Genomic DNA, 19,474 nt, shown 5'->3' with positions numbered 1-19,474 from the left:
GAATGTTATCCACAGGCGCCCGCTGCCGGACGCCCGTATTAAAAGCTATATAGAGGGACGCGTCAGTCGAGTTTGTTCAGCACTTCACCGACCGCATCGAACAAGCGATCCAGATCCTGTGGCTTGCTGTTGAACGTTGGCCCGAATTGCAGAGTGTCGCCGCCGAAACGCACGTAGAACCCCTTTTTCCACAACGCCATGCCGGCCTCGAACGGGCGCACGATCGCGTCGCCATCGCGGGGCGCAATCTGGATTGCCCCGGCCAGGCCATAGTTGCGGATGTCGATGATGTTCTTCGCCCCCTTCAGGCCATGCAAGGCCTTCTCGAAATGCGGAGCCACCTCGGCCACGCTCTGCACAAGGTTTTCCTTTTGCAGCAGATCCAGCGCCGCCAAGCCTGCCGCGCACGCCACCGGATGCGCCGAATAGGTGTAGCCATGGGGGAATTCCACTGCGTACTCAGGCGTCGGCTGGTTCATGAACGTCTGGTAGATCTCGGAGCTGGCAATTACCGCGCCCATGGGGATCGCGCCATTGGTAACCTGCTTGGCAATGCACATGAGATCCGGGGTCACGCCGAAGCTATGGGCACCGAACATCGAACCGGTGCGGCCGAACCCGGTGATGACCTCGTCGAACACCAACAGGATGCTGTGCTGATCGCAGATTTCCCGCAGGCGCTTGAGATAACCCTCAGGCGGCACCAGTACACCGGCGGAACCGGCCATCGGTTCAACAAACACCGCGGCGATGTTGGAGGCATCGTGCAGCTCGATCAGCTTCAACAGCTCATCGGCCAAGGCGATACCGCCCTCTTTTGGCATGCCACGGGAATAGGCATTGCTTGCCAGCAACGTGTGGGGCAAATGATCGACGTCCATCATCGCCTGACCGAACAACTTGCGGTTGCCGCTGACGCCGCCCAGGCTGGTACCGGCGATATTCACGCCATGGTAACCACGAGCACGGCCGATCATCTTGGTCTTGGTCGCCTGGCCCTTGAGACGCCAGTAGGCGCGGACCATTTTCACCGCGGTATCGGCACACTCGGAACCGGAGTCGGTGAAAAACACATGGTTGAGGTTGCCCGGTGTCAGGCTGGTGATTTTTTCTGCCAGCTGGAACGACAGCGGGTGGCCGTACTGGAAGCCCGGCGAGTAGTCGAGGGTGCCCAGCTGTTTGGCGACTGCTTCCTGGATTTCCTTGCGGGTGTGCCCGGCGCCGCACGTCCACAGGCCCGACAGCGAGTCGTAGACCTTGCGCCCTTTGTCATCCACCAGCCAACTGCCTTCGGCGGCGACGATCAGACGTGGATCGCGCTGGAAGTTGCGGTTGGCGGTGTAAGGCATCCAGTGGGCATCAAGCTTGAGCTGGCTGGCCAGGGAGCCGGCAGCATGTTCGGGCATGTTCATCGACAGAACCTCGCAGGAGAGAAGCGACAGGGATCCAAAGGCGTTCTTGCAGCTAACTTGCCACGGCGATAAAGTCGATGAAATCCAACTTTTCTAACCTTCAGTCAGCAGATCACTAAACTATGAGCGCGCGTCGTCCCGATCCACTGGCCCAGGTCAGCGACTTTGATATTCGTCTGTTGCGCATTTTTCGCAGCGTGGTGGAGTGCGGTGGATTCTCCGCTGCGGAGACGGTGCTTGGGATCGGTCGCTCCGCCATCAGCCAGCAGATGAGCGACCTTGAACAGCGTCTTGGCCTACGGTTGTGCCAGCGCGGGCGGGCGGGCTTTTCCCTGACGGAGGAAGGCCGCGAGGTCTATCAATCGGCGTTGCAACTATTAAGTGCACTGGAAAGCTTTCGCACCGAAGTCAACGGCCTGCATCAACACTTGCGCGGCGAATTGATCATTGGCCTGACCGATAATCTCGTCACCCTGCCCCACATGCGCATCACCCATGCCCTGGCCCAATTGAAGGAACGCGGTCCAGACGTGCAGATTCAGATTCGCATGATCGCTCCCAACGAAGTCGAGCAAGGCGTACTCGACGGCCGATTGCATGTCGGCGTGGTGCCTCAGGCCAGTGCCCTTTCCGGGCTGGAGTATCAACCGCTCTACAGCGAACGCTCGCTGTTGTATTGCGCGGTCGGGCATCCGTTGTTTTATGTGGATGACCAACAACTGGACGACGCTCGCCTCAACAGCCAGGATGCCATCGCACCGACCTTCCGCCTGCCCGCCGAGATCCAGGCCCATTACCAGGCACTCAATTGCACTGCCAGTGCTTCGGACCGCGAAGGCATGGCGTTCCTGATTCTTACAGGGCGCTACATCGGTTACCTGCCGGATCATTACGCCAGCCTGTGGGTCCAGCAGGGACGGTTGCGCGCCCTCAAACCCACGGCCCGTTTCTATGATTTGAGCCTGGCGTCAGTCACGCGCAAGGGGCGTCGGCCTCATCTGGTGCTGGAGAGCTTTCTCCAGAGCCTGGCGGCAACCCGCTAACCCTTGGTCCGACATTGGCTGGGTTAGCCTGCCCCCAGCGAAAGGCTTTTAGCATGATGGCACTTGTCGGATCGCTGCCGGTGCGCTATCAACGCATTTGCTTGCCCCACAGACCCAGCCCGGAAACGCCCATGACCTTTGAAGTCCCTGCCCACGGTGGCAAGCCCACCAGCCGCATTCGTCAAAAAAACGAAGAGACCATCCTCAAGGCCGCCGAAGATGAATTCGCCCGTCACGGGTTCAAAGGCACCAGCATGAATGCCATTGCCTTGAAGGCCGGGCTGCCCAAGGCGAACCTGCATTATTACTTCACCAACAAGCTTGGGTTGTACGTGGCGGTGCTGAGCAACATCATCGAGTTGTGGGACAGCACCTTTAATACCCTCACCGCCGAGGATGATCCGGCCGAAGCCCTGACCCGCTACATCCGCGCCAAAATGGAGTTCTCCCGCCGCCATCCCCAGGCGTCCCGGCTTTTCGCCATGGAGGTGATCAGCGGCGGTGAATGCCTGACTGAATATTTCAACCAGGATTATCGCACCTGGTTCAACGGCCGCGCGGCAGTGTTCCAGGCCTGGATCGATGCCGGCAAGATGGACCCGATCGACCCCGTGCACCTGATCTTTCTATTGTGGGGAAGTACTCAGCATTACGCCGACTTCACCACCCAGATCTGCCGCGTGACCGGTCGCAGCAAGCTGACCAAGCAGGACATGATCGATGCCGGCGACAACCTGATCCGCATCATTCTCAAGGGCTGCGGCCTGAAACCAACCTTTTAAGACCCTCATGCCTTTTACCCTCACCGGCTTTTGTGAATACCGCGAAGAGATTCGCAAAAGCCGCTTCATCACCCTCGCCGCCCCTATCACCAGCCCTGCCGATGCCGTGGCCTTTATAGAGCAGCGCAGCGATCTGAACGCCACACACAACTGCTGGGCCTGGAAACTCGGTGACCAATACCGCAGCAACGACGACGGCGAACCGGGTGGCACCGCCGGGCGGCCGATCCTGGCGGCCATCGAAGCCCAGGCTTGCGATCAGGTCGTGGTGCTGGTGATCCGTTGGTACGGTGGAATCCAGTTGGGCACCGGAGGCTTGGCCCGGGCCTATGGCGGGGGCGCGAACAAATGCCTGCAAAACGCCGAGAAGGTTGAGTTGATCAGCCGTGTGGCGCTGCGCTGCACCTGCGGTTTCGCGGAACTGGCCCTGGTGAAACTGCGGGTCGCCGAATGCGGCGGATTGGTGAACACCGAGAGCTTTACAGCTAATGGCGTGGACTTGCACGTGGCCGTGGGTGAAGCGCAGATCGAAACATTGCAAAAGCAATTGGCCGACCTGAGCCGTGGACGGATTCTGCTGGCCCGTTGAGCGCGAGGGGGTCTGCGACTTTTCAGGGCAAACGCCATCGTGCGACTTGCCCACATCCACTGTGCACCCGACTGTGGATAACCTGAGCACATTCCGCTGTAACCCTTCTGTCATGCGGCTTTGCGGCTGTTGTTCGTTTTTTGATCAAAGCACTGTTTTCTGTACAAATTCTTCAGCAAAACAAATGCTTGCAAGGTTTTATCACCTTTAGAAGAAAGCCGGGCGCTGGTTATGCCGGACCTTCAGGCTTGCGCACAATAACTGTGGAACATCCTGTGGATAACCCGTTCATGGCTCACGCCGTCCCATGAAAGGCATGGCTCGCAGCCGCCTGATCATTTTTTAACCACCCGTTTCGGGGCACAAACAGCGCCTCTATCACCTGCTCGCCCCATTGCGGTGCCCTATCCACAGCGAGGGTGTTGGCGGGTAAGCCAAGCCGATAGGCAAAGCGCGGGGCTCGCTGACATTTCCTGACCTACTGGCCAGGAAATTGCTTTATCCACAGGCATTCATGTCCCCTGACCCGAGCCTGTCATGTCCGACCCCGATTCCATCCCGCGCCTGCAATTGCGCAAGATCAGCAAACGCTACCCTGGTTGTCTGGCCAATGACGCCATCGACCTGAGCATCCAGCCCGGCGAGATCCACGCGCTGCTCGGCGAAAACGGTGCTGGCAAAAGCACCCTGATGAAGATTATCTACGGCGTTACCCACGCCGATTCGGGCGAGGTGATCTGGCAAGGCCAACGGGTCGACCTGCGCAACCCGGCCCAGGCCCGCAGCCTGGGCATCGGTATGGTGTTCCAGCATTTCTCGCTGTTTGAAACCCTTACCGTGGCGCAGAACATCGCCCTGGCCATGGGCGCGGCAGCCGGCACACCGGCGCAACTGGAGCCGCGAATCCGCGAAGTTTCCCAACGCTACGGCATGGCCCTGGAGCCGCAGCGGTTGGTCCACAGCCTGTCGATTGGCGAACGTCAACGGGTGGAGATCATTCGTTGCTTGATGCAGGACATCCGTCTGCTGATTCTCGATGAACCCACCTCGGTGCTGACGCCCCAGGAAGCCGAAGAACTGTTCGTGACCCTGCGGCGCCTGGCGAGCGAACGCTGCAGCATTTTGTTCATCAGCCACAAGTTGGGCGAGGTCCGCGCGTTGTGCCACAGCGCGACGGTGCTGCGCGGCGGACGGGTGTCAGGGCATTGCACACCAGCGCAGTGCTCGGACCGGGAACTGGCGCAGTTGATGGTCGGCGAAGCGGCCGGGCTGATCGCGGACTATCCCAAGGTCAGCGCAGACAAAGCGTTCCTTGAGATCCACAAACTGTCATGGCCAAACCCAGACCCGTTCGGTTGCTCGTTACGGGATATAGACCTTGAGGTACGCAGCGGCGAAATCGTCGGTATCGCCGGAGTGGCGGGGAATGGGCAGGACGAGTGGCTGGCGTTACTCAGCGGTGAAACGCAACTGCCCCGCCACAAAGGCGAGACGATCAGGTTCGATGGGCAACCTGTGGCGCATCTGCGCCCCGATGCCCGGCGCCGCCTCGGGCTTGCATTTGTTCCAGCCGAACGCCTGGGCCACGGCGCCGTGCCGCAATTGAGCCTGGCGGATAACGCCCTGCTCAGCGCCTTCCAACAAGGACTGATCCGTTGCGGCCTGATTCAACGGCGCAAGGTCGAGCACCTGGCCGAGGAGATTATCCGTCGTTTTGGGGTGAAGACGCCCGACACCAGAACCCCGGCGCGCAGCCTCTCGGGGGGCAACCTGCAAAAATTCATCCTCGGTCGGGAAATCCTCCAACAGCCCAGGCTGCTGGTGGCGGCGCATCCCACATGGGGCGTTGACGTCGGCGCAGCGGCGACCATCCACAGGGCCCTGATTGCCTTACGCGATGCGGGTGCCGCCATCCTGGTGATCTCCGAAGACCTCGACGAACTGTTCCAGATCAGCGACCGCCTCGGCGCTTTGTGTGGCGGGCGTTTGTCCGCCTTGAGGCCCACTGTCCAAACCCGGCTTAGCGACGTCGGCGGCTGGATGGCCGGCCAGTTCGACGCCCCTCAATCCCCTGATCCCGCGACGGTCTAACGGAGTTTTTATGCTGCTGTCTCTTGAACCCCGCGGCCAACAATCGCGCCTGATGCTCTGGTGCTCGCCGCTGCTGGCCGCCGTATTGACCCTGGGCTGTGGCTCGCTGCTGTTCGCCGTCCTGGGGCATGATCCGTTGCAAACCTTGTACACCTTGTTGATCGCCCCGATCAGTGATCTATACGGTGTGTCCGAATGGCTGGTCAAAGCCTTGCCGATCCTGCTCTGCGCCCTCGGCCTGGCGGTGGCCTACCAGGCACGAATCTGGAACATTGGCGCCGAGGGACAATTGCTATTGGGCGCCCTGGCCGGCAGCGCCGTCGCGGTGAACATCATCGGCATGCAAAGCCGCTGGGCACTGGTGCTGATTCTGCTGACCGGCACCCTCGCCGGTGCCACCTGGGCCGGGCTCACGGCGTGGCTACGCACGCGCTTCAATGCCAATGAAATCCTGACCAGCATCATGCTCAATTACATCGCACTTAACCTGCTGCTGTTCTGCGTTCACGGACCGCTGAAAGACCCGGCCGGGTTCAACTTTCCGGAGTCGGCGATGTTCGGCGATGCCAGTCGCCTGCCATTGCTGGTGGAAGACGGACGGCTTCATGCCGGGTTGTATTTCGCCCTGCTGGCACTGGTGGCGGTCTGGGTGTTGCTGCAGAAAAGTTTTGTCGGGTTTCAGATCAAAGTGCTGGGCCTGGACGCTCGGGCCGCCGGCTTCGCCGGCTTTCGCCAGAAGCCGCTGGTGTGGCTGGCGCTGTTGATCAGCGGTGCACTGGCCGGGCTCGCCGGTGTCTGCGAAGTGACCGGGCCAATCGGCCAACTGGTGCCGCAAGTGTCACCGGGCTACGGCTATGCGGCGATTACCGTGGCGTTCCTGGGACGTCTGAATCCCATCGGCATTCTGTTCGCCAGCCTGCTGATGGCCTTGTTGTACATCGGCGGCGAAAGCGCGCAGATGTCGCTGAACCTTCCCCAGGCAATCACCCAGCTGTTCCAGGGCATGATGCTGTTTTTCCTGTTGGCCTGCGACGTACTGATCCTGTATCGGCCGCGCCTGAACCTGCGCTGGGCCCGGCGCACCCGGACCACCGCCGTACAGGCAGGAGCGCTGTGATGGATATCGACCTGTTGAGCAATATTTTCTACGCCATGATCCGTTGCGGCACACCGTTGCTGCTGGTGGCTCTGGGTGAGCTGATCTGCGAGAAAAGTGGTGTTTTGAACCTGGGCCAGGAAGGCATGATGCTGTTCGGCGCGGTGATCGGTTTTATCGTCGCGTTCAACAGCGGCAACCTGTGGCTTGGCGTGCTGCTGGCGATGGCCGCCGGGATGCTGTTGTCGGCGCTGTTCGCGTTGGTAGCGCTGGTGTTCAATGCCAATCAAGTGGCCACCGGGTTGGCGCTGACGATTTTCGGCGTGGGGCTGTCGAGTTTTGTCGGCGCGGCCTGGGTCGGCAAGCCGCTGGCGGGGTTCGAGCCGCTGGCGATTCCCTACTTGAGCGACATCCCGTTGATCGGGCGGATGCTGTTTGCCCAGGATCTGCTGGTGTACCTGTCTTTTGCGCTGTTCGCCCTGGTGGCCTGGGTGATTGTGAAAAGTCGCGTCGGGCTGATTATCCAGGCGGTGGGGGAAAATCCCGATGCCGCCAGTGCAATGGGCCTGCCGGTACTGCGGGTGCGGACCCTGGCGGTGCTGTTCGGCGGTGCCATGGCCGGGCTGGCGGGTGCCTATCTGTCGCTGGCTTACACGCCGATGTGGGCCGAAAACATGAGCGCCGGGCGCGGCTGGATCGCCCTGGCGCTAGTGGTGTTCGCCAGTTGGCGAGTCTGGCGCCTGCTGCTGGGCGCCTACCTGTTCGGCCTCGCCAGCATCCTGCACCTGGTGGCCCAGGGCTTGGGGCTGGCGATTCCATCGAGCTTGCTGGCGATGCTGCCGTACGTCGCGACCATTGTGGTGTTGGTGTTGCTGTCCCGGGACGCGGTGCGCACGCGGCTGTACGCGCCGGTGTCGCTGGGACAGCCTTGGCAGGCAGGGCATTGAGGTAGACGGCGGCGCGCCTATCGCGAGCAGGCTCGCTCCCACATTTGATCGGGGTGACCGTCAGTTTCAGGCTCGCCCCATCTCTCCCTGTGGGAGCGAGCCTGCTCGCGATGAGGCCCGAACAGGCAATACCTGAACCAAGCCCCACACCAACTCGAAAAACAGGAAAACCCACAACACCGCACTGGCCCCATGAAGCAGTGCATACAGCATCCAGGCCGAAAACAAAAACCGCCCCGCCGCGTCATAACGCCCGTACAGCGGCTGCGGATCACGAATCCGCAGCACCGCCCACACGCAGACAATCGAGCCCAGCAGATTCACCATCAGCACATGCGCCGGCGCGAACGGCGGCAGTTCTCCAGGCAGGTCAAATAGCTGAGTCATACTCATCAACACACCATGCAACGCCGCAAAGCTCCACGGCGTGGCCAGCACGGCCGACACGATAAGGTCGTACCAGGCGCTGCCGCGCACCACCCGGCGATATTGCATCAAAGTCCACATACACCTTGCTCCAGATAATTGGGAAGCAAAGAGCCTAAAGCCTGGGGTATGCTCCAAGGTCAAGCCCTTCGGAGACCCACCATGCGCATCGGTGAACTCGCCCAAGCCTGTGCCGTCAGCCGTGACACCCTGCGCTTCTACGAGCAGCGCGGCCTGATCGCGGCGCAGCGCAGCGCCAATGGCTATCGCCACTACCCCGCCGACATGGTGCAACTGGTGCTCTACATCAAGACCGCCCAGCGCCTGGGTTTTACCCTCGGCGAGATCGGCGCCAGCGTCGCCGCCCTGTGGCAGGCGCAGGACCCTGACTGCGCCGTGACGCAATTGCTGCAAGACAAACTGAACCTGATCGAAACCCGTATGACCGAACTCGACGCGTTGCGCCATGAGCTGAAACAACGGCTCGGGCAACGCTGTCCATTAAATCCGTGACCTTTTTTCATCAAGGATGCTCCTCATGAATTCGGCAAAAAACGCATTGATCATTGGCGCCTCCCGGGGCCTGGGCCTCGGCCTGGTGAAGACGCTGCTCAGCGATGGCTGGAGCGTGACCGCCACCGTGCGCAACCCGCAGAACGCCGAGGCGTTGAAGGCACTGGGCCCAGTGCGGATCGAAAAGCTCGACATGGACGACCAGCAAGCCGTCATCACCCTGAGCCAGCAGCTCAAGGACGAAACCTTCGACCTGTTGTTCGTCAATGCCGGCGTCAAAGGCCCTGACAACCAGAGCCCCGGCGGTGCGACGCTGGCCGAAGTCGGCCAGTTGTTCTTCACCAACGCCGTGGCACCGATCAATCTGGCCCAGCGTTTCGTCGGCCAGATCCGCGACGGCAGTGGCGTGCTGGCATTCATGAGCTCCGTGCTGGGCAGCGTGACCATGCCTGACGCCCCGGAACTGGCGCTGTACAAGGCCAGCAAGGCGGCGCTCAATTCGATGACCAATAGTTTTGTCACTCAATTGGGCGAGCAGACATTGACGGTTCTGTCGCTGCACCCGGGCTGGGTGAAGACCGACATGGGTGGCGAAGGGGCGGACATTGATGTCGAGACCAGCACCCGCGGCCTGATCGATCAGGTCAATGCCTTTGCCGGCAAGGGTGGGCATCATTTCGTCAACTACAAGGGCGAGACGATTCCCTGGTAACCCAAGCCTTCCCCCTGTGGGGGCGAGCCTGCTCGCGATTGCGGCCTGACATTCACCATGATGTCGACTGACACACCGCTATCGCGAGCAGGCTCGCTCCCACATGGCTCCCGTTCAACTCTGGAAATGTGCCCCGCAACCTGAGTAAACTCAGCACCTCGCCCTACCCAACGGGCGACCCTGGATCAGCAGACAGGGCATCACTGAGCTGGCTAACCTGAACCCACTTTCAGAGGAGCCGGCCACCATGCCTGCGACCCGTACCTGGTTAAAAAATCCCCTCGCCATCTTCACGGCCAACGACCTCGATGCCCGTGGCGGTCTTGTCCTGCAAAACGGCGTGATCGTCGAATTGCTGAGGGCCGGCCAGCAACCCGCCCAGCCCTGCGACACAGTCTTCGACGCCGGCGAACATGTGATCCTGCCGGGGCTGATCAACACCCATCATCATTTCTACCAGACCCTGACTCGCGCCTGGGCACCGGTGGTGAACCAGCCCCTGTTCCCGTGGCTGAAAACCCTCTACCCGGTATGGGCGCGGTTGACACCGGAAAAGCTCGCTCTGGCGAGCAAAGTGGCGCTGGCCGAACTGTTGCTTTCAGGCTGCACCACAGCGGCCGATCACCATTACCTGTTCCCCGACGGCTTGGAAAATGCCATCGATGTGCAGGTGCAAAGTGTCCGTGAACTGGGCATGCGCGCGATGCTGACCCGCGGTTCCATGAGCCTGGGCGAAGCCGATGGTGGCTTGCCGCCACAACAGACCGTGCAGCAGGGCCACGTGATTCTCGAGGACAGCCTGCGGTTGATCAGCCAATACCATGAGCGCGGCGACGGTGCGCAAATCCAGATTGCCCTGGCGCCTTGTTCACCGTTTTCGGTCACGCCTGAAATCATGCGCGCCAGCGCCGAGCTGGCGGAGAAACTCGACGTACGCCTGCACACTCACCTGGCCGAAACCCTCGACGAAGAGGACTTCTGCCTGCAACGCTTCGGCCTGCGCACCGTGGACTACCTGGACAGCGTCGGCTGGCTCGGCCCGCGCACCTGGCTGGCCCACGGCATTCATTTCAATCCTGAGGAAATCACCCGTCTCGGCGCCGCCGGCACCGGCATCTGCCATTGCCCAAGCTCCAACATGCGCCTGGCCTCGGGCATCTGCCCTACCCTGGAACTCACCGCCGCCGGCGCACCGCTGGGCCTGGGTGTGGACGGCTCGGCCTCCAACGATGCCTCGAACATGATCCTGGAAACCCGCCAGGCGTTGTACATTCAGCGCCTGCGCTATGGCGCGCAGGCGATCACCCCGCAGCGAGTGCTGGGCTGGGCGACCCGCGGCTCGGCACAACTGCTGGGGCGCAGCGATATCGGTGAGCTGGCGGTGGGCAAACAGGCTGACTTGGCGCTGTTCAAACTCGACGAACTGCGCTTCTCCGGCAGTCACGATCCGGTTTCGGCCCTGCTGCTGTGCGGCGCGGACCGGGCGGACCGGGTGATGGTCGGTGGGCAATGGCGGGTCATCGACGGACAGGTCGAAGGGTTGGACCTGAAGGGGTTGATTGCTGATCACAGCCAGGCGGCGCGGGAGTTGATCGCCGGCGCCTGACCGGACGCTATCGCGGGCAAGCCTTGCTCCCACATCAAGGGTGGATGTATGAAGCAGCCTTGCCGTGAGACCAGTGGGAGCAAGGCTTGCCCGCGATACTCTTCTAGAGTCCCAGCAACGACAACATGATAAACGTCGCGAACAACACAAAATGGGTCATGCCTTCAATGGCATTGGTTTCCCCATCGTTGAGGTTGATGGCGCAGACGATCAAGGTGATGAAGATCATCACCGTCTGCACCGGGGTCATTGCCATCTGGAACGGCTGGCCGGTGTAGAGCGCCATCGCTTCCATCACCGGCACGGTGAGGATCACGGTGGACAGCGAAGCCCCCAAGGCGATATTCACCACCGACTGCATACGGTTGGCCAACGCCGCGCGCAAGGCGGTGAGGATTTCCGGTGCCGCGGAAATGGCAGCCACCAGAATCGCCGTAACCACCGGCGGCGCCCCTGAACCTTCCAGCCCCAGGTCGATGGCTTTGGACATGACCTCGGCCAACGCTCCGATCACTACGACGCCAAACACCAGCGCCGCGATGGAGAACGTCAGGCTGATGGGTTTCGGCTGGTTTTCCACCGGCTCTTTCCGACGGCGTTTTTCCGGGTAGCTGTAGCTGAAAAAGTAACTGTGAGGCCCCACCTGCATGCGCAGGAACAGGGTGTACAGCACGATCATCGCGCCGATGGTGAATGCCGAATAGAGCTTCCAGCTCTCTTGGGGAATGAACTCCGGCACCACCATCGACACGCCCATGGCGGTGAGGATCATCACGCTGTAGGTGCGCGCCGAATCATCGTTGTAAGCCTGCTCGCCATGCTTGATTCCGCCCATCAGCGCCGCAAGGCCAAGAATGCCGTTGATATCGAGCATCACCGCAGAATAGATGGTGTCGCGCACCAGCGTTGGCGAGGCTTCGTTGCTCATCATGATCGCCAGGATCACCACTTCTACCAGCACCGCCGACAGGGTCAGGATCATCGTGCCGTAGGGATCGCCGACCTTCTCTGCCAGCAGCTCGGCGTGATGGGCCACACGCATGGAAGCCGCGACGATAAAGCCGATCAGGACCAAACCGCCGAGCAACGCCACGATCTGTCCGCTGCCCAACAGCCAGTGTTCCAGCGGATAGGCGAGCACCGCAGCGATCAGCGCCAGCAACAGCAGTTTTTCTTGCTTGATCAAAGTCAGCATCGCGGGCCTATCAACGTGGGCGGGGTCATGAGCTACTGACTGTAGGGGGCGGCGAACGTTCGGGCGAAGTGACGCACCAGGGAGTGGCGAGTGGGTGGCAGGTGCACCTTTATCGATCTCAAGGACCTCATCGCGAGCAAGCTCGCTCCCACAGGTATTGCGTTGTCCTTGTGGGAGCGAGCTTGCTCGCGATGGCTGCCTCGAAAAGATCACAGATTTTGTTGTCCTATTGGTCAGCATTTTGCATTAGCGCTGTTCAGCCAACCTCACAACAAAATGGAGTTCGAGTTCATGCACAAGCGTCCCTTGAAGATGTTGCTTTGCGCCGTCGCTGCGACTGTCGGTCTGAGCGCCGGCCTGAATGCCAGCGCTGCCGACCCACTGAAGGTCGGTTTCGTCTATATCGGCCCCATCGGTGACCACGGCTGGACCTACCAGCATGAACAGGGACGCAAGGAACTGGTGGCGAAACTCGGCGACCGAATCACCACCAACTACGTGGAAAACGTGCCTGAAGGCGCCGACGCCGAGCGGGTGATCCGCAACATGGCCAAGGACAAGTACGACCTGATCTTCACCACGTCCTTCGGCTACATGAACCCGACATTGAAGGTCGCCAAGCAATTCCCCAAGGTGACCTTCGAACACGCCACCGGCTACAAGCAGGACAAGAACCTGGGCACTTATCTGGCACGCACCTATGAGGGTCTCTACGTCGGCGGCTTCATCGCGGCCAAGATGACCAAAAGCAAAAAAATCGGCTACGTCGCCTCCTTCCCGATTCCAGAAGTGATCCGCGATATCAACGCGATCCAACTGGCCCTGAACAAGTACAACCCCGGCACCGAAATCAAAGTGGTGTGGGTCAACTCCTGGTTCGATCCGGGCAAGGAAGCCGATGCCGCCAACGCACTGATCGACCAGGGCGTGGATGTGGTATTCCAGCACACCGACAGCCCGGCGCCGATCCAGGCCGCCGAGCGGCGCGGCGTCTACGCCGTCGGCTACGCTTCGGACATGGCCCACTTCGGTCCCAAGGCGGTGCTGACCTCGATTGTCAACGACTGGGGCCCGCACTACATCCAGGCCACCCAAAGCGTGCTCGACCATAGCTGGAAATCCCAGGACTACTGGGGCGGCCTGAAGGAAGGCACGGTGAAACTGCCGATCAGCGACCTGGTGCCAGCGGCGGTCAAAGGCGAAGCCGAGCAGATCATCGCCGACATCCAGAGCGGTGCTTTCCATCCGTTCACCGGGCCGATCAAGGACCAGGCCGGCGTCGAGAAAATCCCGGCGGGCGTGAGCGCTACCAATGCGCAACTGGCGTCGATGAATTACTACGTCGAAGGTATGAAGGCTGAGATTCCCAAATAACTGACGAGTCAACACAAAACCCTGTGGGAGCGAGCCTGCTCGCGATAGCGGACTGACATTCAACGTTGATGTCGACAGACAAATCGCTATCGCGAGCAGGCTCGCTCCCACATCGGCCCCCTCACACAATCAGGAAAGCCGCATGAACAGCCTTCCCATCATCGACATCAGCCCGCTCTACGGCGATAGCCCCAGCGCCTGGCAATCGGTCGCCAACCAGATCGACCAGGCCTGCCGCCAGTGGGGCTTTTTCTACATCAAGGGTCACCCCATCAGCCCGGCTCGCATCACCGAAGTCCTGGACCATGCCCAACGCTTCTTCAGGCTGCCGGTAGAAGAAAAACTCAGGATCGACATCACCCAGACCCGCCATCATCGCGGCTACGGCGCCGTCGCCACCGAACAACTGGACCCGGCCAAACCCAGCGACCTGAAAGAAACCTTCGACATGGGCCTGCACTTGCCGGCCGATCATCCCGACGTGCTGGCGCACAAGCCTCTGCGCGGTCCTAACCGACACCCGGACCTGGCGGGCTGGGAACCCCTGATGGAGCAGCATTACCGCGACATGCAGGCCCTTGCCCAAACCCTGCTGCGCGCCATGACCCTGGCGCTCGGCATCGAGCGGGACTTCTTCGACACGCGCTTCACCGAGCCTGTGAGCGTGCTGCGCCTGATTCACTATCCGCCGCGTCACACCGCCAGCTCTGCCGAGCAGCAAGGTGCCGGCGCCCATACCGATTACGGCTGCATCACCCTGCTCTACCAGGACGCCGCTGGTGGCCTGCAAGTGCGCAACGTCAACGGCCAATGGATCGACGCGCCGCCCATCGACGGCACGTTCGTGGTCAACCTCGGCGACATGATGGCGCGCTGGAGCAACGACCGTTACCTGTCCACCCCCCACCGGGTGATCAGCCCGCTGGGGGTAGACCGCTACTCGATGCCGTTCTTTGCCGAGCCGCACCCCGACACGCAGATCCAATGCCTGCCCGGTTGTCAGGATGAGGGCCACCCACCGAAGTACCCGACCACCACCTGCGCCGAATTCCTGCTGTCACGCTTCGCTGACACCTATGCTTATCGGCGGGAGCAACAGGCGGTGTAGTGGATCAGCCGGTCAGGTTTTACCAGACATTGCGGCCAGCCCCTGTAGAATGCCTGCCATCGATTCGCTGATGAGAAAAGAACATGTACGACTGGCTGAACGCCTTGCCCAAGGCTGAACTGCATTTGCATCTGGAAGGCTCGCTGGAGCCCGAGCTGCTGTTCGCCCTGGCCGAACGCAACAAGATCGCCCTGCCGTGGAGCGACGTGGACACCCTGCGCAAGGCCTATGCCTTCAACAATCTGCAGGAATTCCTCGACCTGTATTACCAGGGCGCCGACGTGTTGCGCACCTCCCAGGATTTCTACGACCTGACCTGGGCCTACCTGTTGCGCTGCAAGGCGCAGAACGTAATTCACACCGAACCGTTCTTCGACCCGCAGACTCACACCGACCGTGGCGTCCCGTTCGAAGTGGTGCTCAACGGCATCGCCGCGGCCCTCAAGGACGGTGAACAGCAACTGGGCATCACCAGCGGCCTGATCCTGAGCTTCCTGCGCCACCTGAGCGAAGAACAGGCCGAGAAAACCCTCGACCAGGCGCTGCCGTTCCGCGATGCGTTCGTGGCCGTGGGTCTGGACAGTTCGGAAATGGGTCACCCGCCGAGCAAGTTCCAGCGGGTATTCGACCGTGCACGCAACGAGGGCTTCCTGACCGTTGCCCACGCCGGTGAAGAAGGCCCGCCCGAGTACATCTGGCAAGCCCTGGACCTGTTGAAGATCCAGCGCATCGACCACGGCGTGCGGGCCATTGAAGATGAACGACTGATGCAGCGGATCATCGACGAACAGATCCCGCTGACGGTCTGCCCGTTGTCCAATACCAAGTTGTGTGTGTTCGACGACATGTCGCAACACAACATCCTCGACATGCTCGAACGCGGTGTGAAGGTGACGGTCAACTCCGATGACCCGGCGTACTTCGGCGGCTACGTCACCGAAAACTTCCACGCGCTGCACACCCATCTGGGGATGACCCAGGACCAGGCCACACGCCTGGCGCAGAACAGCCTGGATGCACGGCTGGTAAAACCCTAAGACGGGTGATGCCCCCTTGTGGGAGCGAGCCTGCTCGCGATAGCAGCATGACATTCGACATCGATGTCGACTGACTTACCGCCATCGCGAGCAGGCTCGCTCCCACAAGAGTGAAGTGGTTTACCCGGCCACCGTACCCTCGCTCAACTCCTCCAATGTCTTGCCCCGCGTCTCCACGCCAAACAACCAGACCACCCCCGCCGCCACGGCGAAGCACAGCGCGCCCAGGGCGAACACACCGCCCTGTCCGGTAATGGGAAACACCAACCCGGTGACCAGGGGCCCGAGCAGCGAACCAATGCGACCGACAGCCGAGGCAAAACCCGAGCCCGTGGCCCGTGCCGAGGTGGGGTACAGCTCTGGCGTGTAGGTGTAGAGCACCGCCCACATGCCGAACAGGAAGAACTGCATCAAAAGCCCGGTGCCGATCAGCAGGCCCACGTTGCCGCCAAACACCGCGCTCTGACCATAAAGAAACGCCATCACCCCGCCACCCAGCAACGTGACCACGCACACCGGTTTACGTCCCCAGCGCTCCACCAGCCACGCCGCCATGAGGAAGCCGGGAATCCCGCCCAAGGAAATCAGCACGGTGTAATACACCGACTGGGTCACGGCGAATCCGGACTGCTGCAACAAGGCACTGAGCCAGGACGTCAGGCCATAAAAACCGAGCAAGGCGAAGAACCAGACGCTCCAGATCATCATCGTGCGCTGGCGATACAGCGGTGACCAGATCTGCGTCAGGGCCGAAAAGAAATTGCCCGGCGTGCTCTCGCCCCTCGGCAGACGAATCGGTTCAGGCAATTCTCCACGTCCCAACGAGGCTCGGACCTTGTCTTCGATTCGCTTGAGCACGGCGTCCGCCTCGTCCCCCCGGCCGGCCTGTTCCAGCCAGCGCGGCGACTCGGGAATGAAGAAGCGAATGACCAGGACGAACACCGCCGGCACCGCCAACACCAGGAAGATGTCGCGCCAGCCGATCACCGGCAACAGGAAATACGACAGCACGCCCGCCGCCACGAAACCCAACGGCCAGAAGCCATCCATCAACGCGATATAGCGGCCTCGGCGTGTGGCCGGGATCAGTTCCGAGAGCATCGACTGAGCGATCGGAAACTCCATGCCCATGCCGATACCCAGCAGGATACGGAACAGCATCAGTGAATCGACGCTCTGGGCGGTCGAGCACAAATAACTGGCGACGCCCCACAACACGATGCTCCACTGGAACACCGGCTTGCGCCCGAACCGATCGGCCAGCATGCCCGACAGCGATGCTCCCAGTACCATGCCAAAGAAACTGGAGCTGGCGAGCAAACCTGCCTGGGCGGTGCTTAAGCCAAACTCGGCTTTGATCGAGCCCAGCAGGAACGTCATCATGGCCAGGTCCATGGAATCGAAGAAAAACGCCAAGGCAATAATGATGAAAATAATCCGGTGGTAGCCGCTGATGGGCAGTCGCTCCAGACGTTCCGCCGCGCTGTAGCCGTGAGTATCCATGCTGTTTCCCCCAATCCAAAAAAATCCCAGGTTCGAGTGTGCGCGAACCTTGCTGGAGGCTATTGCTGAATACGACCTGTCGGCAGCCCTAGAACGCCATTTCCACGGTGTCCTGCGTGGCGAACCGATGGATTTCCTGCTGGCCAAGCACCGTTACCTGCAAGGCCCTGGAGTCGTTGGGCAAGCTCAGCCAACCGGACTGCATGAACAGTTGCAGCAACGCAGCACCCAAGGCGCCCCCCAGGTGCGGACGTCGCTCGCTCCAGTCCGGGCAGGCACAAGCGGTGCGGGCGTTGCGGTGGGCCAGCGCCTGGATGAACAGGCCGTGCCCGGCCAGCTCATTGGCACCTTTGTGAGTCACGATCACCCGCTGGTCGCCCTGCTCGATCCATCCGGCATCCAGCAGGCGCTGATACAGGTCGGCCGCCAGGGTGCCGCCCAGATGGTCTTCGCAAAGCCTGGCCCGCATCAACGAAGCGGGAGCCGACGGGGCCTTGCCCGGCATGACTCCGCGCTTGAAGACTTCCGGAAGCTGGCGCGGCGTACTGGCCAGGGTCGCGCTGGCCAGCGCTTCGACGGCAGCGCCGATCTCGGGTGCCGCCAGGCGGAAAAACCGTTTGCGGCCACGGGCTTCGACTTTCAACAGGCCACCGGCGGACAGACGGCCCAGATGAGCGCTGGCCGAAGACGGCGACAGCCCGGCCAGCAACGCCAGCTCTTCAGCCTGCCGCGCAGTGCCGTCCATCAAGGCCCACATCATTGCGCTGCGTTTTGGGTCGGCCAGCAGCGTGGCGATCTGGCTGATGCAAGGTGCATGTTCCATGTATTCACTCCCTGTTGAATCATTCGTCTACTGCTCTGGCGCTAGTGACCAGCAATGGGGCCGCCCAAAGCGGCTCGACCGCCGCAAATCGCGCGCCGCTTCAGGCGGCCGCTAGTATAAGCGTGCGGATCGAGGTTTCCTGTCCTCCGGAAACCTTTGGAGGCGATTGTTCGTGAGGGAAAAGTCTCTATTTACGCGCGACTAATGGTCGTCCCCCGTCGAGAGGGCAAATTGTGCCGTCAACCGGCCACAACGCAGCTTGAGCATTTCCCGCAGCAGATTGATGGGTTTGCTCAGTTGCGCTCGGTGAGCACACAGCAGATTGAGCGGCGCGCGTTCGCATTGCAGATGCGGCAGAAGGATTTTCAAACGTCCGGCCAACACATCGGTTGAAACGTCCAGCCAGGACTTGTAAGCGATCCCCGCGCCTGCCACCGCCCAGCGACGCACCACATCGGCATCGTCGCTGAAGCGGTCGCCGCTGACGGTCAGGCTCATTTCCCGTTTGCCGTCATGAAAACGCCAACGGTCATGAACCCGCGTGCCGAGCATGTACAACAGACAATTGTGCTGGGCCAGTTGCTCCAACTGAACAGGTTCGCCATGCCGAGCCAGGTAACTGGGCGATGCACACAGCACCCGGCGGTTATCCGGCGCGACCGGCAGGGCCACCAGGCTCGAATCTTCCGGCTCGCCATAACGCAACGCGACGTCCACCGGCTGCTTGAACAGATCAGCGATGCGATCACCCAGCAGCAGTCGCACGGTCAGCCCCGGATGCTCCTCCTGGAACGCGTCCAGCCAGGGCAGCAGCAGGTTGCGTCCCAAGTCCGAGGGGGCGGACAACTGCAACACCCCGCTGACCTGGTCCTGGCCGCTGGTCAATAACCTGCGTCCTTCGTCGAGGCTGCTCAGCGCCGCGCGGGCATACTCAAGGAAGCCTTCGCCCTCGGCCGTCAGGCGCAAACTGCGGGTAGAGCGCGCCAACAGCCGGGCGCCCAAGTGTTGTTCTATCCGCTTCAATGCGGCGCTGGCCACCGCCGCCGACAGGTCCATGACCCTGGCCGCGGCAGACAGGCTGCCCAGGTCTGCGGCCCGGACGAACAACTGCAAGTCGTCGAATCGAAGCATGACGGCCTCATTATCAAAAAAACATTGAAAGAGCCTGTTCTTTTAGCCGGTTTTATCTCGGCGATAAATAGCTAACCATTGGCTTC

Annotated in this window: 18 protein-coding genes; 12 read left to right on the top strand and 6 right to left on the bottom strand. The window is 61.3% G+C overall.

What is annotated here, in order from left to right; genetic code table 11:
• Window positions 1–62 precede the first annotated feature (62 nt).
• Window positions 63–1,412 carry an aspartate aminotransferase family protein gene (locus GKKCFE_RS01890; RefSeq protein WP_445577428.1) on the bottom strand — a complete coding sequence of 450 codons (1,350 nt, stop codon included), beginning with the start codon at window positions 1,410–1,412 and terminating at the stop codon, window positions 63–65.
• 122 nt (window positions 1,413–1,534) lie between these two features.
• Between GKKCFE_RS01890 and GKKCFE_RS01885 the strand changes: the two genes are divergently transcribed.
• The 6 genes from GKKCFE_RS01885 to GKKCFE_RS01860 all read left to right on the top strand — a co-directional run bounded on the left by GKKCFE_RS01885 (window position 1,535) and on the right by GKKCFE_RS01860 (window position 7,960).
• Complete coding sequence (locus GKKCFE_RS01885) at window positions 1,535–2,455, top strand: LysR family transcriptional regulator (protein WP_047227434.1); 921 nt, start codon at window positions 1,535–1,537, stop codon at window positions 2,453–2,455.
• Window positions 2,456–2,586: 131 nt separating this feature from the next.
• Window positions 2,587–3,237: a TetR/AcrR family transcriptional regulator gene (locus tag GKKCFE_RS01880; protein WP_445577427.1), complete on the top strand. Its 651-nt coding sequence runs from the start codon at window positions 2,587–2,589 to the stop codon at window positions 3,235–3,237.
• A 7-nt stretch (window positions 3,238–3,244) separates the two neighbouring features.
• The gene (locus GKKCFE_RS01875) at window positions 3,245–3,826 is read left to right on the top strand and encodes an IMPACT family protein (protein WP_445577426.1); all 582 of its coding nucleotides are present in this window, start codon (window positions 3,245–3,247) and stop codon (window positions 3,824–3,826) included.
• A gap of 537 nt (window positions 3,827–4,363) precedes the next feature.
• A complete protein-coding gene (locus GKKCFE_RS01870) occupies window positions 4,364–5,917 on the top strand; it encodes an ABC transporter ATP-binding protein (RefSeq protein WP_445577425.1) in 1,554 nt (517 codons plus the stop codon).
• A gap of 10 nt (window positions 5,918–5,927) precedes the next feature.
• Window positions 5,928–7,034 (top strand): ABC transporter permease, encoded by a 1,107-nt coding sequence (locus GKKCFE_RS01865; RefSeq protein WP_445577424.1) that lies wholly within the window; start codon window positions 5,928–5,930, stop codon window positions 7,032–7,034.
• Entirely contained in the window at window positions 7,034–7,960 is a 927-nt protein-coding gene (locus GKKCFE_RS01860; protein WP_047227429.1) for an ABC transporter permease, read from the top strand. The genes GKKCFE_RS01865 and GKKCFE_RS01860 overlap by 1 nt, the downstream gene beginning before the upstream one ends.
• Before the next feature lie 66 nt (window positions 7,961–8,026).
• Here the strand turns inward: GKKCFE_RS01860 and GKKCFE_RS01855 are convergent, their stop codons facing one another.
• A complete protein-coding gene (locus GKKCFE_RS01855; RefSeq protein ID WP_047227428.1) occupies window positions 8,027–8,467 on the bottom strand; it encodes a hypothetical protein in 441 nt (146 codons plus the stop codon).
• Between the two features lie 81 nt (window positions 8,468–8,548).
• Here GKKCFE_RS01855 and GKKCFE_RS01850 point away from each other — a divergent pair, with 81 nt between their 5' ends.
• The 3 genes from GKKCFE_RS01850 to GKKCFE_RS01840 all read left to right on the top strand — a co-directional run bounded on the left by GKKCFE_RS01850 (window position 8,549) and on the right by GKKCFE_RS01840 (window position 11,217).
• Window positions 8,549–8,899, top strand: coding sequence for a MerR family transcriptional regulator (locus tag GKKCFE_RS01850; protein WP_047227427.1), 351 nt, complete (start codon window positions 8,549–8,551; stop codon window positions 8,897–8,899).
• Between the two features lie 25 nt (window positions 8,900–8,924).
• Window positions 8,925–9,611: an SDR family oxidoreductase gene (locus GKKCFE_RS01845; RefSeq protein ID WP_047227426.1), complete on the top strand. Its 687-nt coding sequence runs from the start codon at window positions 8,925–8,927 to the stop codon at window positions 9,609–9,611.
• Between the two features lie 247 nt (window positions 9,612–9,858).
• The gene (locus GKKCFE_RS01840; RefSeq protein WP_445577423.1) at window positions 9,859–11,217 is read left to right on the top strand and encodes an 8-oxoguanine deaminase; all 1,359 of its coding nucleotides are present in this window, start codon (window positions 9,859–9,861) and stop codon (window positions 11,215–11,217) included.
• Window positions 11,218–11,320: 103 nt separating this feature from the next.
• On the opposite strand, the gene GKKCFE_RS01835 is transcribed toward GKKCFE_RS01840, so the two are convergent.
• Complete coding sequence (locus GKKCFE_RS01835; protein ID WP_047227424.1) at window positions 11,321–12,412, bottom strand: calcium:proton antiporter; 1,092 nt, start codon at window positions 12,410–12,412, stop codon at window positions 11,321–11,323.
• 291 nt (window positions 12,413–12,703) lie between these two features.
• Here GKKCFE_RS01835 and GKKCFE_RS01830 point away from each other — a divergent pair, with 291 nt between their 5' ends.
• The 3 genes from GKKCFE_RS01830 to GKKCFE_RS01820 all read left to right on the top strand — a co-directional run bounded on the left by GKKCFE_RS01830 (window position 12,704) and on the right by GKKCFE_RS01820 (window position 15,931).
• Window positions 12,704–13,786 (top strand): BMP family ABC transporter substrate-binding protein, encoded by a 1,083-nt coding sequence (locus GKKCFE_RS01830; protein ID WP_445577422.1) that lies wholly within the window; start codon window positions 12,704–12,706, stop codon window positions 13,784–13,786.
• A 142-nt stretch (window positions 13,787–13,928) separates the two neighbouring features.
• Window positions 13,929–14,894: a 2-oxoglutarate and iron-dependent oxygenase domain-containing protein gene (locus tag GKKCFE_RS01825; RefSeq protein WP_305467289.1), complete on the top strand. Its 966-nt coding sequence runs from the start codon at window positions 13,929–13,931 to the stop codon at window positions 14,892–14,894.
• 83 nt (window positions 14,895–14,977) lie between these two features.
• On the top strand, window positions 14,978–15,931 hold the full coding sequence (locus GKKCFE_RS01820) for an adenosine deaminase (RefSeq protein WP_076386484.1): 954 nt from the start codon (window positions 14,978–14,980) through the stop codon (window positions 15,929–15,931).
• A gap of 120 nt (window positions 15,932–16,051) precedes the next feature.
• Here GKKCFE_RS01820 and GKKCFE_RS01815 read toward each other — a convergent pair whose 3' ends face one another.
• The 3 genes from GKKCFE_RS01815 to GKKCFE_RS01805 form a co-directional block, all read right to left on the bottom strand.
• Window positions 16,052–17,434: an MFS transporter gene (locus tag GKKCFE_RS01815; protein WP_445577421.1), complete on the bottom strand. Its 1,383-nt coding sequence runs from the start codon at window positions 17,432–17,434 to the stop codon at window positions 16,052–16,054.
• An 88-nt stretch (window positions 17,435–17,522) separates the two neighbouring features.
• The gene (locus GKKCFE_RS01810) at window positions 17,523–18,257 is read right to left on the bottom strand and encodes an ArsR/SmtB family transcription factor (protein ID WP_047227419.1); all 735 of its coding nucleotides are present in this window, start codon (window positions 18,255–18,257) and stop codon (window positions 17,523–17,525) included.
• 201 nt (window positions 18,258–18,458) lie between these two features.
• Window positions 18,459–19,388: a LysR family transcriptional regulator gene (locus tag GKKCFE_RS01805; RefSeq protein ID WP_047227418.1), complete on the bottom strand. Its 930-nt coding sequence runs from the start codon at window positions 19,386–19,388 to the stop codon at window positions 18,459–18,461.
• Window positions 19,389–19,474 lie beyond the last annotated feature (86 nt).

This window comes from Pseudomonas sp. E141 (assembly GCF_052659885.1).
The sequence above is the reverse complement of the archived record's forward strand: the minus strand, read 5'-3'. Positions and strand labels throughout refer to the sequence as shown.

What these genes read in the sequence shown, in the direction of transcription:
- GKKCFE_RS01870 (WP_445577425.1), top strand. Translation starts at nt 4,364, where the DNA reads ATGTCCGACCCCGATTCCATCCCGCGCCTGCAATTGCGCAAGATCAGC.
- GKKCFE_RS01855 (WP_047227428.1), bottom strand. Translation starts at nt 8,467, where the DNA reads ATGTGGACTTTGATGCAATATCGCCGGGTGGTGCGCGGCAGCGCCTGG.
- GKKCFE_RS01850 (WP_047227427.1), top strand. Translation starts at nt 8,549, where the DNA reads ATGCGCATCGGTGAACTCGCCCAAGCCTGTGCCGTCAGCCGTGACACC.
- GKKCFE_RS01815 (WP_445577421.1), bottom strand. Translation starts at nt 17,434, where the DNA reads ATGGATACTCACGGCTACAGCGCGGCGGAACGTCTGGAGCGACTGCCC.
- GKKCFE_RS01825 (WP_305467289.1), top strand. Translation starts at nt 13,929, where the DNA reads ATGAACAGCCTTCCCATCATCGACATCAGCCCGCTCTACGGCGATAGC.
- GKKCFE_RS01875 (WP_445577426.1), top strand. Translation starts at nt 3,245, where the DNA reads ATGCCTTTTACCCTCACCGGCTTTTGTGAATACCGCGAAGAGATTCGC.
- GKKCFE_RS01810 (WP_047227419.1), bottom strand. Translation starts at nt 18,257, where the DNA reads ATGGAACATGCACCTTGCATCAGCCAGATCGCCACGCTGCTGGCCGAC.
- GKKCFE_RS01840 (WP_445577423.1), top strand. Translation starts at nt 9,859, where the DNA reads ATGCCTGCGACCCGTACCTGGTTAAAAAATCCCCTCGCCATCTTCACG.
- GKKCFE_RS01835 (WP_047227424.1), bottom strand. Translation starts at nt 12,412, where the DNA reads ATGCTGACTTTGATCAAGCAAGAAAAACTGCTGTTGCTGGCGCTGATC.
- GKKCFE_RS01890 (WP_445577428.1), bottom strand. Translation starts at nt 1,412, where the DNA reads ATGAACATGCCCGAACATGCTGCCGGCTCCCTGGCCAGCCAGCTCAAG.
- GKKCFE_RS01880 (WP_445577427.1), top strand. Translation starts at nt 2,587, where the DNA reads ATGACCTTTGAAGTCCCTGCCCACGGTGGCAAGCCCACCAGCCGCATT.
- GKKCFE_RS01830 (WP_445577422.1), top strand. Translation starts at nt 12,704, where the DNA reads ATGCACAAGCGTCCCTTGAAGATGTTGCTTTGCGCCGTCGCTGCGACT.
- GKKCFE_RS01845 (WP_047227426.1), top strand. Translation starts at nt 8,925, where the DNA reads ATGAATTCGGCAAAAAACGCATTGATCATTGGCGCCTCCCGGGGCCTG.
- GKKCFE_RS01860 (WP_047227429.1), top strand. Translation starts at nt 7,034, where the DNA reads ATGGATATCGACCTGTTGAGCAATATTTTCTACGCCATGATCCGTTGC.
- GKKCFE_RS01820 (WP_076386484.1), top strand. Translation starts at nt 14,978, where the DNA reads ATGTACGACTGGCTGAACGCCTTGCCCAAGGCTGAACTGCATTTGCAT.
- GKKCFE_RS01865 (WP_445577424.1), top strand. Translation starts at nt 5,928, where the DNA reads ATGCTGCTGTCTCTTGAACCCCGCGGCCAACAATCGCGCCTGATGCTC.
- GKKCFE_RS01885 (WP_047227434.1), top strand. Translation starts at nt 1,535, where the DNA reads ATGAGCGCGCGTCGTCCCGATCCACTGGCCCAGGTCAGCGACTTTGAT.
- GKKCFE_RS01805 (WP_047227418.1), bottom strand. Translation starts at nt 19,388, where the DNA reads ATGCTTCGATTCGACGACTTGCAGTTGTTCGTCCGGGCCGCAGACCTG.